Below are 15,008 nucleotides of genomic sequence, written 5' to 3'. Positions count from 1 at the left end.
TTATATAATAAGCAGTTTATACCATGACCTTAGGCAAATCGAGGAGACAAGAGACATGAACGAAAATGGGAACAAGGCGGATGATCGGAATTATGCCAAAGGTCTTCCTCACGGCGTGGCATTGACCTGGGGATTGATCCCGGAACCCAAACGGGGCCCCAAAAGGGAGATGAGCATCCCGGAAATTGTCCGTACCGCGGTTGAACTTGCGGATAAGGACGGGTTGGCTGCGGTATCCATGAACCGGGTCGCCGGAGCGTTGGGGTATACGGCGATGTCGCTATATCGATATATTCCGAGCAAGGACGATCTGTTGCTGCTGATGCAGGAGGCGATTTGTGACATCCCCCTTCCCGAGGAACAGGATCCGGAGGACTGGCGGGGGATGATGCGCACCTTCGTTTGGAGTACGGTGAAAGTATATAAGGAGCATCCCTGGTTTGCCGATCTCCCGATCTACGGCGCGCCGATTACCCCCAACAGCTTGCGTTTCGTCGATTGGGCCCTGCGGGGATTACAAAACTTCCCCATCAGCGGTTACGCGAAGATGTCGATCATCCTGCTCTTAAGCAGCTACGCGCGGGCGTGCGGAATCCTGCAACGGGACATGGACCGGGCTTTAAATTCGGGGACTAGCCTAGGCGAGTTTAGCGGATACAGCTACAGTACGGCGCTGAAGGAGCTCGTCACGCCGGAGCGTTTTCCGTATTTGCATCCGCTTGTGATGTCGGGAGAATACACCGGCGAAGATGAGGCCGACAGCGATGTGGGGAACGACATCGAATTTGGTCTGGAGCGGATCCTGGACGGGGTGGAGCTTTATTTGACAAGCGCCACGAAAGCTAAGCGAAGTGAAAGCCGATGAACAAAAAACAGGGAAACCGAAGCGATTCGATTTCCCTGTTTTTTTATGTTTTAACGTTGTCCCGACCGGCGATGAAAGACCATGCGGCACCAAACGAAGGCTCCGCCGATGAGGAGCAGGCACCAGCCTACGGCCCACCAGGCGTCGTCGCCGATGGGGGTGCCGGTCAGCAAACCGCGAATCGTCTCGATCGCCGGCGTGATCGGCTGATGGGTTGCGAAGCCCTGGAGCCACTGCGGCATCGACTCCGTGGGGACGAAGGCGCTGGACAGGTAGGGCAGGAACAGCAGGATGAACCCGTAACCGCTCGCGGCGGAAGCGCTCCCGGCAACCAGGCCGATCGCGGCGAATAACCAGGTAATGGCGAGGATAAACAAGACGATGATGCCTGCAGCCCCGAGCCACTCGCCGAATCCGGCGGCAGGGCGGAAGCCGACAAGCAAGGCAACGCCAATGACGATCGCCGTGGCGACAAGGTTCCGGGCCAGGCTGGCCGCAACATGGCCGGTAATTACGCCAAGGCTTTGGATCGGCAGGGTGCGGAATCGCTCGATCACGCCGTTTGATACATCCTCGGCGACTTTCACGGCTGTCCCCGAGGCGCCAAATCCGGCGCAGAGCAGGATAATTCCTGGAACCACGTATTTGACGTAATTGCCGGAGGGGTCAAGGGCACCGCCGAATACGTAGGTGAACAGCAGCATGAGCATGACCGGAAGCACGATGGCCATGACCATGGCATCCACATCTCTCAGACTGTGGCGAATGCCGCGGCCGATAAAGACCCAATTCGTGATCCAAGACGAGGGCGGCTTTGCTGGGCTTTGCGCTTGCATCATGCCGAAACCTCCTTCTCCCCGGAAGTCAGGGCTATAAAGACGTCATCCATTGTCGGACGCTGGATGCTGACTCGCGCGTTCGCCGGCACCTGCGAGTGCAGGCCGTTTAATATGCCAAGCAAATCATGGATCGTTCCGTCCGTCGGTACCCGGGAAACCAGCCGGTCTTCGGCGTCCCGGAGCTCGACCCGATCGCTGCGGACTTGAGCCTTCAGCTGTTCAGCAGTGCCGGTCGCTACAATGCGTCCGTCCTTGAGGACCGCAACCGTATCGGCCAATTGGTCGGCTTCCTCTAAATATTGCGTTGTCAGAAAAATCGTATGGCCCTGCTGCGCTAATTCCATGATGCCGTCCCACAGCACGCGGCGGCTCAACGTGTCAAGGCCGGTTGTCGGTTCGTCCAAGAACAGCACTGGGCGCTTGACGATCAGGCTGACCGCAAGATCGAGTCTCCGGCGCATGCCGCCGGAATACGTTTTTACCCGCTTGCGAGCCGCATCGGTCAAGTCGAACTGTTCCAGCAGCTCCGCGGCGCGCAAACGGGCCGCCTTGGAGGATAGGCCGGAGAGGCGGCCCATCATCACCAAATTTTCCTCCCCGGTCAGCACCTCGTCGACGGCGGTAAATTGTCCGGTTAAACTGATTGAGCGTTTGACCTCGGATTTCTGGGCGACAACATCGTACCCAGCCACCCGTACCGTTCCCGCATCAGGCACGGTTAGCGTAGAAAGGATGCGGATAAGCGTCGTTTTGCCGGCGCCATTGGGCCCAAGCAGGGCATAAACCGTGCCTGAAGGCACAACAAGATCGACCCCGTTCAGTATCGTTTGGCTGCCGAAGCTTTTGTACAATCCTTTTACTTCGATGGCATGATTCATTTCACTAGCTCCTTTCCATAAAGTTAACTGTATATAATGTAAACAGTATATGGTGTAAACATATAATAAGTCAATCCGAAAAATTCGTGAAAACAAGTCGGGCTGATATCCGCGCAGCTCCGGACGGAAGGTTGCGTTGCCGGGAGGTAATAGACCGACATGACCCTATTTGAGAACGATGATTCTAAAATAATTCTTTACCGAACGTTCCCGATATGATAAACTCAGGTCTGAAAGGAGGAACCGCCCAATGGCCACAGGATTTGGTCGTGCAAATGGGCGTTCATAAGCGCAGCTTGTACGACACGTTCGGCGATAACCATTCTCCGGATGTCCGATGGTGAACACGGCAGTGGAGCGAGCTCCGATGGAGGCTGATTCCAGAGCTTTCGTTACGGATCGATTAGCCTTTTTTTAAACAAATGAGAACGATCATTCTCAAATCAAAAAACTAAAGGAGCGATTACCATGGGGAAATTAGAAGGTAAAGTAGCGTTGATTACGGGAGGTAGCAGCGGAATCGGATTTTCTACGGCCCAATTGTTCGTAGCCGAGGGGGCGAAAGTCGTCATCACGGGACGGAATCCGGAAAACTTGAAGAAAGCGGTCGATGCGCTGGGCACAGCCCGCAGTATCGGTGTGGCGTCAGATGCAGCGGATCCGGCGAGTGCGGAGAAAGCCGTCGCCGCAGCGGTAGAAGCATTCGGCGGAATAGATATCGTGTTCGCCAATGCCGGCATCAGCGGAAGTACGCCACTCGGCGGCACGGATCCGTCGCTGTTTAAGAACATCCTCGACATCAATATCGCCGGAGTGTTCCAAGCGGCTTCCCCCCATTTGAGGGAAGGAGGATCGGTCATCCTGAACGGTTCCGTGCTGGCAAAGGCCGGGAGTCCAGGGTACGCCGCATATGCCGCCAGCAAAGGCGCCGTCACGAGCATGGCCAGGGTTTTGGTATCGGAGCTTGCACCGCGCGGCATTCGCGTGAACACCGTCGTTCCCGGCGCCACGAAAACGCCGATCTGGGGGGACACCGCAGCCTCGGATTTTAGCCAAAAGGAAGCATACCTGAAGCGGAGCATCCCGCTGAACCGCATGGGTGAACCGGAAGAGCTGGCACAGACCGTGTTGTTCCTCGCTTCTAACGATTCGTCCTTCGTCAACGGGGCGGAGATCAGCGTAGATGGAGGCTCGGGTTCTTCTCCGATGGGCACGCCGCTACATGCTCAGCGTTAATCTGACACAACTCCTCCCGTGTTGGGGGTTTATATAGATCACGGCCGATCGGGAGAACCGATCGGCTTGTTTACACGAGAATGGAGGAGGGAGTGTTAAAGATGAACAAGCTGTGACATACAATGTGAAAAAAAGCACAACAAAAGTGAAATTAATCACATTATATGATTCCACTTTTTTTTATAATTCAAACTGAAGATAAAAACAGGAGGGAAACAACATGAAAATGGTCAAAGGTTTGGTAGTAGCAGGGATTGCAGCGGCGCTGCTGGCAGGATGCGGTTCGAACAACGACAATTCGGCGGCAAACGCTAATAAACCCGCAGAACAAACGGACGTTACGACGACGGCATCGATCGTTAACCAAGCGGACGCGTTCGCGAACGCAGTCAGCGAGAAGGGCACTTGGATCATCGCGATCCTGAACGACTTGACGGTTGACAAGGACGTTGTGGTTGCCGGGGAATTCCACGATAAGAACGATGCGGCTAAAGACATTTATCGTAAAATCGCTCTGTACACCCAGGACGAAGACCACAACATCACCGCTTCGTTTACATTGACTGTCCCTAAACTGACGGTACAAAGCGAAAACCTGAGAATTCAAGGCGGCACCGTGAAAGGCGACGTCTATGTCGAAGCCAACGGGTTCAACCTGGACAAAACGGCTACGATCGACGGTAACCTGTACTTCGCAAACGCAGACGTGCAAGCTAGCGCAAAAATCGACGGCAAAGTAACGGGCGCAACGGAAGTAAAATAAGACGAAAACAATGACTAAGGCCAACCGATTGCGGTTGGCCTTGTTTTTTTAGATGAAGAACGACTTTACAAATACATAGATTCCTAAACCGATGATGGCGATGCCGCTTAGTTTACAGGAGAAATAATAGAAATCGCTCGGTTCTGCCTCACGTACCCATATGCCGTGCAAAGAGAGGTGAAACAAGACGTTTTGCAGTTTAACATAGCGGAATAGGCACCAGCCGAAGAGCATGAGGACAAAGGATCCGTAGTATAGGAGTAAACTCCCCTGCCTGGTGTGATACTCGGGAAAAGCCGCACGGACGATCATGCTCGGACTATACAAGCCGACTTTCTCATCAATGGGCTGAGGAACGCCGTTGATGATCCAGGAAATTTCCGGGATCATTTCGCCTTGATCGTCCATACCCACTAACATTTCTCCGTAGGTATCCACTCTGTACCGCTCACCTGACGGATAGATCACTTCATAACGGGGAACCGGTTCGACTTCAAGCACGTTGACCGCATAGTTTTGCTGTTCGATCCTCACCTGTTTGTGGTCTGCATCGTCGCCGTTAAGCACCATAACCTGCTGGCCGTCAAAGGAGCGATAAGTAGCCTGCCGGTGATCTTGCTGGACCAGCCTGAATTTGTCCCCATGCATGTAAAAGACAGATTCCGAAAAATAAGGCGCGGACCAAACGCTGATCCCGACGATGACAAGGAGTGCGATCAGAAGCCGGGCGTGCGTAGACCTTATCCACCGGTTTACCCAAGGTATAAAACCCACCGTTTATCCTCCTAAATTCAGATATTATTTTTACGTTCCCGAAAGGGGGAAGTTGCGGGTAGGTCCGTCCGTATGGTCTAATCGCAGTAGCTGCGTTCCGCAGCGGAAGATCCGGTGAGAAGGGGAGCGGCCATGAACTTAAACAATCTCTATTTTCATATTCATTACTGCAACAGCAAGCAGCCCAACGACGGCAAGAAGCTTAAGAACAAAATTAGCCGTACGCTTCAGCATCACGAGCTGCTGCTCGTAACCGGAGGCAAGGGCAGCTTTACGCTGGACAGCAAGAAGCATCTCGTTCGTGAGGGTTTGCTTTTTTACCTGCGGGCGGGGTTACCTCATACGATTGAATTGGATGAAGCGGAGCCGATTTGTTTCTATTCGGTCCACTTTAGCTATACGGGCATCGGATATGATGAAGGCGCTTGGTCGATCGGAAAGGCCCCCGAGCGTCTGCCGCTGCCGCCGATGCGTGCTCTGCAAAACGGATACATGGTCGAGGACGCCTTCCGAAGGCTGGCGGCCGCTTGGTCCGCCAAACTGCCGGGTTATGAGCTGCTGGCAAGAGCCGGACTGCAGCAGCTTTTATATGAAATCTTCTTGCATGTGAAGAGGCAACATCAGAATCACGCGGTTGCGCTCAAAGTCGAGAAGGTCATCCAGCATATGCGCGAGCACCTCGGTGAGCGGCTCACTTTGGCGGAGTTGTCCGATTTGGTGCACCTATCCACGTATTATCTGACGCGGGTGTTCAAGCAGACGACCGGATATACGGTCATCGAGTACTTCAACAAACTTAAAATGGATAAGGCCAAAGAGCTCCTCTTGGACAGTGACAAGAAAATCAAGGAGGTTGCGCTGCAGCTCGGTTTCGCCGACGAATTTTATTTCAGCCGGACCTTCAAGCGCACGGAAGGGATCAGCCCTTCCGAATTTTATAGCAAAATCGTCCATGGAGTTTAAGATAATGCATGGTTTGAAGCCTTTGTTCGCGTTAAAATCATCCTGCAAGAATGTTCATTTGCGCGCAGATAGCAGGAGGTTTGCTTACAGAAGGAAGGCTTGGAGATATGCCGATTTGGAGAAGAAATTTAATCGTCTGCTGGTTTGGCATGTTCGTGACGGGGGTAGGCATGAGCCAGATCGCTCCGATATTGCCGCTTTACATCAAACAGCTGGGGGTGGATCAGGCCGACGCCGTGGCCCGTTATTCCGGACTCGCCTTTGGCATTACGTTTATCGTCTCAGCGATTTTCTCGCCGATTTGGGGACTTGCGGCCGATAAATACGGCCGTAAACCGATGCTGCTCCGCGCCAGCCTGGGGATGGCGATCATCATTGGGAGTATGGGGTTCGCCGCCAACGTGTACGTGCTGATCGCTCTTCGTTTGCTGCAAGGCGTCATCACCGGCTACGGCACGGCTTGTACGACGCTGATTGCCACGCAAACGGACAAAGCGCATGCGGGCTGGGCGCTGGGCTTGTTATCCACGTCCAATATCGCGGGATCGCTGCTAGGACCGACGATCGGAGGGTTCATTGCTGAAAATGCCGGGATTCAAAACACCTTTTTCCTGACCGGGGCACTGATGCTGATCGCTTTCGTAACGACTTGGCTATTCGTGAAGGAAACGTTCGTGCGAACGGAAGAGAAAGTGGCGGGCATGAAAGAAGTATGGGAGGCGGTTCCCGAGAAGAGCTTGACGGTGACGTTGTTTGCCACTTTTTTCATGCTGAGCGTCGCCATGTATTCGGTTGAGCCGATCCTAACCGTGTACGTGAAGGAGATTTCTCAGACCAGTAGCCATGTAGCGTTGTTGGCCGGAATCATATTCTCGGCATCGGGGTTGGCCAATATCTTGGCGGCGCCGAGACTCGGGAAGTTGTCCGACCGGATTGGCGCCCATAAAGTGATGCTGACCGCGCTGTTGGCCGCGGGTATCTTGTTTATCCCGCAGGCGTTCGCACGTAGTCCCTGGGAGTTGATGGGGCTGAGATTTTTGCTGGGATTGGCGGCGGGAGGATTGAATCCCTCGGTTAATACGCTGATCAAGAAAATCACCCCGGGGCCCCTAACGGGCAGAGTATACGGATTTAGCATGGCCGCCGGGTACCTGGGGGTATTTGCCGGTTCGGTGTTGGGCGGCCAAGTCGCGGCTTGGCTCGGCATCCCGTACGTCTTCCTGATGACCAGCGCTTTGCTGCTGATCAATGCGGCATGGGTTTATGCCAAGGTGTATAAAAAGCTGAGGGAGCCGAGCCATTCGGCAACCCTCTAAAGATAGGGGAGAAATGAAGAGATGGTGGAAACGACTCAATCCAACAGGAACACGATGATCCTTGCGGAAAAAACAGCGCTAGTTGTTATCGATTTGCAGCAAGGAATTGCCCATCCGTCGCGTCAAGGGGCTCCGCACGAGAGCTCCGTCGTGGTCGGGAACGCAAGTCGGCTGGCACGAGCTTTTGCCGAAGAAGGCGGGTTTGTGGTACTCGTTCGCGTATCCTCCCTTGATGGAAAGGACCTGCTGAAGCCTGATACGGACATGCATTTGACCCCCGGTGCGTATCCTGCAGGCTGGGATGACATCGTGCCGGAATTGGCGGAGGTCAAAGGGGCGCATGTCGTAACCAAACGCCAGTGGGGGGCTTTCTACGGCACGGATCTCGATCTGCAGCTGCGGCGGCGCGGCATCGATACGATCGTGCTTTGCGGCATCTCAACCTCCATCGGGGTTGACACGACCGCACGCGAAGCGTTCCAGCACGGTTACCAGCAGATCTTCGTCGAGGACGCCATGGCGGCTTCGACGAAGGAGGAGCACGAGTACGTGTGCCGATACATCTTCCCACGCATCGGCAAAATCCGATCGACGGAAGAGGTTCTGGCGGCGCTGCGATAAGCGGCGGGTTTATGTGGAAAAGCCTTGAACCCTGGGTTCAAGGCTTTTTGGGTTCATGGTGCCCTAAAACTGCAGCACGACCATCTGATGGCAGGACCACGGCGGAAGGGCGTAACGGACGCAGCCGTTCTCCTGGCGGAAGGAGAGCGGCGTCCCCTGAGGCGCCAGGTAAACTTCCCGGACCGGTTCGGGCACGGCTACCGTGGCTTCAATGCCGCTAAGAACGGGCAGATCCTCGATGACCTCGACATTTTGGCCCCGGCGGACCGGGGAAGCGTACAGCAAGTGATGAACCCAACGGTTCCCGGAGGGTTGTGCCTGAAGCGTCGTCACGCCTTGTGCGGGAAGGTTGGCACTTACCGTTTTGCTTTCCAGCAGGCGGTCCAGGGCGTAATGCAGGATCTCCTTGACGGGCAGGCTGCCCTTCAGGGCGTAGTCTTCGAACAGATTCCAGGCTGCGTAGATGCCGGCGGGACCTTCAACCATGCCGGGACCGGCGTCCCGCATATCGGTTGGCGTGTGCTGATGCGAGCAAAAAGTGAACAGGTCGCGGTTAAAGTAGGAATTTTCCCGGCGGCCTAGCTTAATCCCGTTCGTATCCAGTTCGATGTCCTGACCGTCGGCGTATATGACGAAGGATGCGTTTCTTAAGGAAGGAAGCTCGAAGTCCGGTCGAAAATAAGACGGCTTGAATGCCGAGACCTTGAGCGGTTTCGCGCCAAAATCCAGCTCGAACCGTGAACCGTCCGGCGACAGGCCGGAGCGGCCGGTAGCCAGAATTTTGCCGCCCTTGGCGGTATGCGCCGCAAGTTTCGCCTTCAGCGGCTCGTCGATGGAGATAACGTCCGGCAGGATGACGACTTGATAAGAGCTTAAGTCGCTTTCCGCATCGACGACATCAAACAGGTAATGGCCCTCCAGCAAGATCCGTACGGCCCCCGCGTCGGCCTGTTGCGCCGCGGGACCCGGATCCCCCGATGCCTCGGCGGACAACAGGGCTACGTCTGCGACGGAGGTCACGTCCCGGCACCATGCTTCTTTCGCTTCGACTTCCCGATAAGCTTCGCCAATCAACGCATAGGTTGCCGGGTCCATCATCCCGGCGGGGTGCAGCTGGTCCCCGATGGAGATGCGCGCCCCGTTCGCCAAACTAAGCGCCGTTTCGTATTTCAGCGCATTCGGATGTTTGTAGCCGCCAAACTCGCCCCACGAGGTGTGGAATTTTCCCGTCATCCCCAGGAAATCCATCCCAAGCCCCTGTGCATATCGCGCGGAGAGCGGAAAATGATCATACCCCCAGCCGCCCGTCGGCAGGGATTCCAGCTCCAAATGCGTATTCAGCTTCGCTAAATCGCGCCGGCCGCGCTTGACATGCCCGCCGTTATGAAAGACCGGCAGTCCAGGCTTAATGGCATGAACGGCATCGTCCATGGTTTTGGCGTACCTTAGATAAGTCTCTTCCCATAAAGCCCTCATGTCCTCTAGGTTGCGGGGATCCGAGCCGCGTTTGCGGATTTCGGCGACGCAGGATTGGCAATAGCATTCGCGAACTCCAACGATGTCGAGGAAGATTCCGTCTGCCTCATAATGGGCTACGACCTCACGAACTTGAGCGGCCAAAATGTCCAGGTAAGGGGTGTTCATGCAAAATTGATGGTATCCCGGCGTCAAAAAGTCGGGCGACCAGCTCAGCTTCTCGTGCGAATCGCGGATCAGCCATTCCGGATGCCGGCGCGCCAGCTTCTCGTCGAGTCCGGCGGAGAGATAGACCGGCGTTTTGACGCCGATTTCGTGAGCGGCTTCGATCTGCGCGCCAAGCAAGTCGAAAGAAAGCTGCGGATGCATTTCGTTGGCAGTGGTAGGGTGGTAAGCCCAGCCATGATGGCATTTGGCGAACACCGTAATCGAATCAACATGGCCTAGCTGCAGCATCTCCTGGAACTGCCGCTTCGAGAATCGGCTGCCGATCCCTTCGATGGCTTCGGAAGTATGAAAATCGAGATGGACTTGACGGAATCTCATGGGTATTCCTCCCGTATTGAATAAATTATCGTACGATACCTACCATTCTAGGAAGTTTGACTGCTTGATACAGCTGCTAAATGCGACTAAATATAGTACAATTTCTACATAAGCTAGGGGGCGATAACATGCTCGTGCTGGAGTTCGAGGCGCCGCCGTTCCCGCTGTTGGCCACGGTCGGATACGCGTTATGGAAGCCGGGAGTCACGCATGCCGAACGGGTCTTCGGGGCGTATGATTTGATTCTTTGCACGCAAGGCGCTTTATTTATGGAAGAGGAAGGGATCGCCTATGAGATAGATGCCGGAAAGCTCCTCGTGCTGGAACCGGGAAAAAGACACCGCGGATACCGTCCCACCGAGGAAGAGACCGAGGTGTATTGGATGCATTTCCGCCATTCGTCCGCTACTCCGCCCAGGCTGGTGGAGAAGCAGGGGTGGCAGCAATCGCCGCTTGCGAGAACCGACCAGGATACGGAGCCGCTCCCGGCGACGATGGACGTTCCGAAATTCGCCGACGTGGATCTCCGATCGATTCGCCCTCTGCTGGACGAAATGATTGCGCTGCATCGGTCGCTTACGCTTTATCGGTCCTTCGAGCTGCAACTTCGGTTCGGAGAATTGCTTCTGCAGCTTCAACAGGGGATGCGGCAGGGCGGTTCGCAGTCAAGATCCTATGATCTTAGCGAGCGTGTCGCCATCTATTTGGAAGAACGCCTGGACCGACCGTTCGACGCGGGTGAGATAGAACGCGACCTGCATTACCATTTTGATTATTTAGCGCGTTGCTTGAAGCAGCATACGGGGATGAGTCCGCTGCAATACCGCCATCATCAGCAAATCGAACGTGCCAAGCGGATGCTTGCGCACACCGATGAACCGCTGAAACGGATCGGGGAGCAATGCGGGTTCCCGGATCCTAATTATTTCGCCCGGCTGTTCAAGAGGGAGACCTCGTACACTCCGGGGGCGTACCGGAGAAGATACCGCGTCGTCCGGATGGACTAAGGGAACATTTGGGCCCTGAAAATTTCTTAAAACCGGTTTACGTCCCGGCGCGAATCTGGTAATATTATCGCAACATGAAATGCGATGACGAGAAGAGTAGGTAAGTGAAACCTTTCCCAGAGAGCTCCGGTAAGCTGCAAAGGAGCAAAGCGTTTCTTTATCGAATAAAGACTCCGAGCAGCGCATCGGAACGCTTGACCGGCGGGATGGTGCGACAGGAGCTCCTGTTACAGAGCTAGGGTATACGCTTGGCTGGGCCAGGCTGTACTCGAAGAGGTTAATATGGCGACATATTAACGAATCTGGGGTGGTACCGCGGGCATACCAATCTCGCCCCCAAGACGGAAGACTCGTCTTGGAGGTGGGATTTTTTATTTTGATGCAGATTCCAATACTTACATGGAAAGGGCTGGATGAAACAAATGGGTGAAAGATTGAAAGTTGGCATCGTTGGTGGAACGGGAATGGTGGGTCAGCGCTTCGTACTGCTGCTGGATCAACATCCATGGTTTGAGGTCACAGGCATCGCGGCTAGCGCGAATTCCGCGGGCAAAACCTACGAAGAGGCCGTGCAGGGACGTTGGAAAATGGCTACGCCGATTCCCGAAGCGGTGAAATCCATCGTCGTTCAGGATGCTGCCAAGGTCGAGGAAGTTACGGCGGACGTGGACTTCGTCTTCTGCGCGGTCGATATGAAAAAGGCGGAAATCCAAGCGTTGGAGGAAGCCTATGCGAAAACCGGCACCCCGGTCATCTCCAACAACTCGGCCCATCGCTGGACGCCGGACGTGCCGATGGTGATTCCGGAAGTCAACCCGCAGCATATCGAAGTGATTGCTGCACAGCGCAAACGTCTGGGGACGAACACCGGGTTCATTGCCGTGAAGCCGAACTGCTCGATCCAGAGCTACGTGCCGGCCTTGAACGCGCTGCTCGATTATGAACCGACGACCGTTGTCGCATCGACGTATCAGGCGATTTCCGGAGCGGGGAAGAATTTCACCGATTGGCCGGAAATGCTGGATAACGTCATTCCTTATATCGGCGGCGAGGAAGAGAAGAGCGAGCAGGAGCCGCTTCGCATTTGGGGCCGCGTGGAAGGCGGGCAAATCGTTAAGGCCAGCGCGCCTTTGATCACGACCCAGTGTATTCGCGTCCCTGTAACGGACGGTCACTTGGCTACCGTGTTCGTATCGTTCAAGAACAAACCGTCGAAGGAAGAAATCCTTCAGCGCTGGCGGCAATTCCAAGGCCGGCCGCAGGAACTGGGACTGCCAAGCGCGCCGAAGCAATTCATCACATATTTCGAAGAAGAAAACCGTCCGCAGACGAAACTCGACCGGGATATCGAGCAAGGAATGGGGGTATCCGTCGGACGTTTGCGCGAGGATTCGCTGTACGACTATAAGTTCGTTGGGCTTTCGCACAATACGCTGCGCGGAGCTGCAGGCGGCGCGGTACTGATTGCCGAACTGTTGAAAGCGGAAGGATATATTCAGGCAAAATAACCAATCTATGCCGGGGGAGGGAGTGAGCCGGTTGTTAACCATCAAACTAGATGATTTGAGCGGACCCGAAATTAGGGCATTTATCGGCGAGCATTTGGCGAATATGGCTGAAACCTCTCCGCCCGAAAGCATCCACGCATTAAATGTGGACGGATTAAAGAAGTCTGACGTTACGTTCTGGAGCGCTTGGATCGACGGCGAACTCGTGGGATGCGGTGCGCTTAAGGAGCTGGATGGCGAGCATGGCGAGGTCAAATCGATGCGAACCTCGATCCCGCATCGGGGAAAAGGCGTAGCCAGACAAGTGCTCGCGTATCTCCTCGAGGAGGCGGCACGGCGCGGTTATCGGCGGGTCAGCCTCGAGACAGGGTCCATGGAGGCTTTCGTCCCGGCCCGCAGGCTTTACGAAAGCTTCGGATTCACGTATTGCGAACCCTTTGCGGATTATGCAGAGGATCCTAACAGTGTGTTTATGACAAAAGCGATATAAACGGGAGCTTCTATCCCGGAAAAACCAAAAACCCGCATTCGCGGGTTTTTGGTTTTTCATCCTGCGCGTGAGGTGAGGATTCGATTATACGACGACGGCGGTTCCGCTGACGGAAACCATCAGCATCCCTTCGCGAATCACCTCATAATCGATATCGACGCCGATAATGGCGTTGGCTCCGAGACGTGAAGCTTTCTCGTTCATTTCCGCGAACGCGGTATCCCTGGCTTCCTGGAGCTTGTTCTCATAAGCGCCCGAACGTCCGCCGACGATATCGGTAATCGAGGCCAGAAAATCGCGGACGACGTTGGCCCCCATGATGACTTCTCCGGTGACGATCCCGATGTATTGTCTTACCGGCGAGCCTTCGATGGATTGGGTTGTGGTCATAATCATACGTGAGTCCTCCTTATTTTTGAACCGATACAGGATGTTACGCAGGTTTGCCCTAATGGTTTCAACTTAAACTATAATGGGAGAAAGGGAGGTTGAAGCGTGAAAAAGTATATCGTAATCGGCTCCGGGATTCTGGGCGCTTCAACGGCTTATCAGTTAGCCAAGCTTGGAGCGGAGGTGACGGTCGTCGACCGCGGGGTTCCGGGACAAGCTACCGACGCCGCGGCGGGAATCATCTGCCCGTGGATTTCGCAGCGGCGCAATCAGGACTGGTATGCCCTGGCCCGAGCTGGGGCCCGTTACTATGGACCTCTGATCAAAGAGCTGGAGATCGAGGGGGAGCGCGATACCGGCTATGCTCGAGTTGGGGCGCTTCGCCTCCACCGGGAGCGCGAGAAACTCGCTGCTTTGGAGAAGCTCGCCGTCGAGCGAAAAAAAGAGGCCCCGGAGATGGGCGAAATTCAGTTGCTCGAACCGGGCGAAGTCAAGCGGCGTTTTCCTCCGCTTGATGAGGGGTTCTACGCTCTTTATGTGGGCGGTGCCGCCCGCGTCGACGGGCACGCGCTCCGCGAGTCGCTCTTGAGGGCGGCGGTCCGGCACGGCGCGGTCTTGGTGCGAGGCGAGGCTTCGCTCCTTCACGACGGCTCAGCCGTGACCGGGGTGCGCGTCGGCGCGGAAGAGATTGGCGCCGATGCCGTTGCTGTTTGCGCCGGGGCATGGGCCCGGCAGGTACTTGCTCCGCTGGGGGCGGAGTTCCAGGTCTCCTACCAGAAAGCGCAGATCGTTCATTTAGCGCTGCCGGGGATTTCGACGGAACGCTGGCCTGTCGTCATGCCGCCGGGCGATCAGTACATCCTGGCGTTTGACGATGGCCGTATCGTGATCGGCGCCACGCACGAAAACGATCCACCCGGCTATGATACCCGCGTGACGGCGGGCGGTTTGCATGAGGTGATCAACAAGGCGTTGGTCGTAGCGCCGGGATTGGCGGACGGCAGCTTCTTGGAAGTGAGAGTGGGTTTTCGTCCATTCACGCCTGATTTTCTTCCGGTATTCGGGGCGCTGCCCGGATGGGAGGGGATTTTTGCGGCGAACGGCTTAGGGGCTTCGGGATTAACGATGGGGCCGTATATCGGCGCGCAGCTGGCCCAAATGATGTTAGGACGGGAGACGGAGATCCGTTTGGAGAACTACCGCCTTGAAAAGGCCCTTGCCCCCGATTCCGCGGATATCTGTGAACAGTAACGCACAAATGTTTCCACCGGGAGGACAAGTGTCCATGATGCGTGGTATAATATCGCTATGCATTGATGCGACATCATGAGCTAAC

The 15,008-nt window shown here is 55.4% G+C and carries 15 protein-coding genes and 1 other annotated feature; of the genes, 10 read left to right on the top strand and 5 right to left on the bottom strand.

Features of this window, described 5'->3' with window-relative positions; genetic code table 11:
- Positions 1-55 precede the first annotated feature (55 nt).
- On the top strand, positions 56-865 hold the full coding sequence (locus tag MJ257_RS00365; RefSeq protein ID WP_240267407.1) for a TetR/AcrR family transcriptional regulator: 810 nt from the start codon (positions 56-58) through the stop codon (positions 863-865).
- 50 nt (positions 866-915) lie between these two features.
- On the opposite strand, the gene MJ257_RS00360 is transcribed toward MJ257_RS00365, so the two are convergent.
- Both MJ257_RS00360 and MJ257_RS00355 read right to left on the bottom strand, forming a co-directional pair.
- Positions 916-1,704, bottom strand: a complete 789-nt coding sequence (locus MJ257_RS00360) for an ABC transporter permease (RefSeq protein ID WP_240267406.1) — start codon at positions 1,702-1,704, stop codon at positions 916-918.
- The gene (locus MJ257_RS00355; protein WP_240267405.1) at positions 1,701-2,582 is read right to left on the bottom strand and encodes an ATP-binding cassette domain-containing protein; all 882 of its coding nucleotides are present in this window, start codon (positions 2,580-2,582) and stop codon (positions 1,701-1,703) included. Before MJ257_RS00355 ends, MJ257_RS00360 begins: the two co-directional genes overlap by 4 nt.
- 468 nt (positions 2,583-3,050) lie before the next feature.
- On the opposite strand from MJ257_RS00355, the gene MJ257_RS00350 reads away from it, so the two are divergent.
- On the top strand, positions 3,051-3,818 hold the full coding sequence (locus MJ257_RS00350) for an SDR family NAD(P)-dependent oxidoreductase (RefSeq protein ID WP_240267404.1): 768 nt from the start codon (positions 3,051-3,053) through the stop codon (positions 3,816-3,818).
- A 220-nt stretch (positions 3,819-4,038) separates the two neighbouring features.
- On the top strand, positions 4,039-4,581 hold the full coding sequence (locus MJ257_RS00345) for a polymer-forming cytoskeletal protein (RefSeq protein WP_240267403.1): 543 nt from the start codon (positions 4,039-4,041) through the stop codon (positions 4,579-4,581).
- Positions 4,582-4,629: 48 nt separating this feature from the next.
- Here the strand turns inward: MJ257_RS00345 and MJ257_RS00340 are convergent, their stop codons facing one another.
- Positions 4,630-5,355: a DUF6199 family natural product biosynthesis protein gene (locus MJ257_RS00340; RefSeq protein ID WP_240267402.1), complete on the bottom strand. Its 726-nt coding sequence runs from the start codon at positions 5,353-5,355 to the stop codon at positions 4,630-4,632.
- Positions 5,356-5,487: 132 nt separating this feature from the next.
- Between MJ257_RS00340 and MJ257_RS00335 the strand changes: the two genes are divergently transcribed.
- From MJ257_RS00335 to MJ257_RS00325, 3 genes are all read left to right on the top strand, one after another.
- Entirely contained in the window at positions 5,488-6,318 is an 831-nt protein-coding gene (locus MJ257_RS00335) for a helix-turn-helix transcriptional regulator (protein WP_240267401.1), read from the top strand.
- 107 nt (positions 6,319-6,425) lie between these two features.
- Positions 6,426-7,634 (top strand): multidrug efflux MFS transporter, encoded by a 1,209-nt coding sequence (locus tag MJ257_RS00330; protein WP_240267400.1) that lies wholly within the window; start codon positions 6,426-6,428, stop codon positions 7,632-7,634.
- Between the two features lie 54 nt (positions 7,635-7,688).
- Positions 7,689-8,255, top strand: a complete 567-nt coding sequence (locus MJ257_RS00325; protein WP_240267399.1) for a hydrolase — start codon at positions 7,689-7,691, stop codon at positions 8,253-8,255.
- Positions 8,256-8,318: 63 nt separating this feature from the next.
- Here MJ257_RS00325 and MJ257_RS00320 read toward each other — a convergent pair whose 3' ends face one another.
- On the bottom strand, positions 8,319-10,277 hold the full coding sequence (locus MJ257_RS00320; protein ID WP_240267398.1) for an alpha-amylase family protein: 1,959 nt from the start codon (positions 10,275-10,277) through the stop codon (positions 8,319-8,321).
- Positions 10,278-10,405: 128 nt separating this feature from the next.
- Between MJ257_RS00320 and MJ257_RS00315 the strand changes: the two genes are divergently transcribed.
- The 3 genes from MJ257_RS00315 (at position 10,406) to MJ257_RS00305 (ending at position 13,282) form a co-directional block, all read left to right on the top strand.
- A complete protein-coding gene (locus MJ257_RS00315; RefSeq protein WP_240267397.1) occupies positions 10,406-11,284 on the top strand; it encodes a helix-turn-helix transcriptional regulator in 879 nt (292 codons plus the stop codon).
- 75 nt (positions 11,285-11,359) lie between these two features.
- Positions 11,360-11,625: a binding site (T-box leader), on the top strand.
- Between the two features lie 81 nt (positions 11,626-11,706).
- Entirely contained in the window at positions 11,707-12,792 is a 1,086-nt protein-coding gene (asd, locus tag MJ257_RS00310) for an aspartate-semialdehyde dehydrogenase (protein ID WP_240267396.1), read from the top strand.
- A 31-nt stretch (positions 12,793-12,823) separates the two neighbouring features.
- A complete protein-coding gene (locus tag MJ257_RS00305) occupies positions 12,824-13,282 on the top strand; it encodes a GNAT family N-acetyltransferase (protein WP_240267395.1) in 459 nt (152 codons plus the stop codon).
- A gap of 84 nt (positions 13,283-13,366) precedes the next feature.
- On the opposite strand, the gene MJ257_RS00300 is transcribed toward MJ257_RS00305, so the two are convergent.
- Entirely contained in the window at positions 13,367-13,678 is a 312-nt protein-coding gene (locus tag MJ257_RS00300) for a YbjQ family protein (protein WP_240267394.1), read from the bottom strand.
- 99 nt (positions 13,679-13,777) lie between these two features.
- Here MJ257_RS00300 and MJ257_RS00295 point away from each other — a divergent pair, with 99 nt between their 5' ends.
- Positions 13,778-14,923, top strand: coding sequence for an NAD(P)/FAD-dependent oxidoreductase (locus tag MJ257_RS00295; RefSeq protein WP_240267393.1), 1,146 nt, complete (start codon positions 13,778-13,780; stop codon positions 14,921-14,923).
- Positions 14,924-15,008: the final 85 nt, after the last annotated feature.

The sequence above is a fragment of the Paenibacillus timonensis genome, from assembly GCF_022427145.1.
In the GTDB taxonomy this organism is placed as follows: Bacteria; Bacillota; Bacilli; order Paenibacillales; family Paenibacillaceae; genus Fontibacillus; species Fontibacillus timonensis.
This window is presented reverse-complemented; position numbering and strand designations above follow the sequence as displayed.

Excerpts from the sequence above, each read along its gene's own strand:
- MJ257_RS00365 (WP_240267407.1), top strand. The coding sequence starts at position 56 with ATGAACGAAAATGGGAACAAGGCGGATGATCGGAATTATGCCAAAGGT.
- MJ257_RS00360 (WP_240267406.1), bottom strand. The coding sequence starts at position 1,704 with ATGATGCAAGCGCAAAGCCCAGCAAAGCCGCCCTCGTCTTGGATCACG.
- MJ257_RS00355 (WP_240267405.1), bottom strand. The coding sequence starts at position 2,582 with ATGAATCATGCCATCGAAGTAAAAGGATTGTACAAAAGCTTCGGCAGC.
- MJ257_RS00350 (WP_240267404.1), top strand. The coding sequence starts at position 3,051 with ATGGGGAAATTAGAAGGTAAAGTAGCGTTGATTACGGGAGGTAGCAGC.
- MJ257_RS00345 (WP_240267403.1), top strand. The coding sequence starts at position 4,039 with ATGAAAATGGTCAAAGGTTTGGTAGTAGCAGGGATTGCAGCGGCGCTG.
- MJ257_RS00335 (WP_240267401.1), top strand. The coding sequence starts at position 5,488 with ATGAACTTAAACAATCTCTATTTTCATATTCATTACTGCAACAGCAAG.
- MJ257_RS00330 (WP_240267400.1), top strand. The coding sequence starts at position 6,426 with ATGCCGATTTGGAGAAGAAATTTAATCGTCTGCTGGTTTGGCATGTTC.
- MJ257_RS00325 (WP_240267399.1), top strand. The coding sequence starts at position 7,689 with ATGATCCTTGCGGAAAAAACAGCGCTAGTTGTTATCGATTTGCAGCAA.
- MJ257_RS00320 (WP_240267398.1), bottom strand. The coding sequence starts at position 10,277 with ATGAGATTCCGTCAAGTCCATCTCGATTTTCATACTTCCGAAGCCATC.
- MJ257_RS00315 (WP_240267397.1), top strand. The coding sequence starts at position 10,406 with ATGCTCGTGCTGGAGTTCGAGGCGCCGCCGTTCCCGCTGTTGGCCACG.
- asd (WP_240267396.1), top strand. The coding sequence starts at position 11,707 with ATGGGTGAAAGATTGAAAGTTGGCATCGTTGGTGGAACGGGAATGGTG.
- MJ257_RS00300 (WP_240267394.1), bottom strand. The coding sequence starts at position 13,678 with ATGATTATGACCACAACCCAATCCATCGAAGGCTCGCCGGTAAGACAA.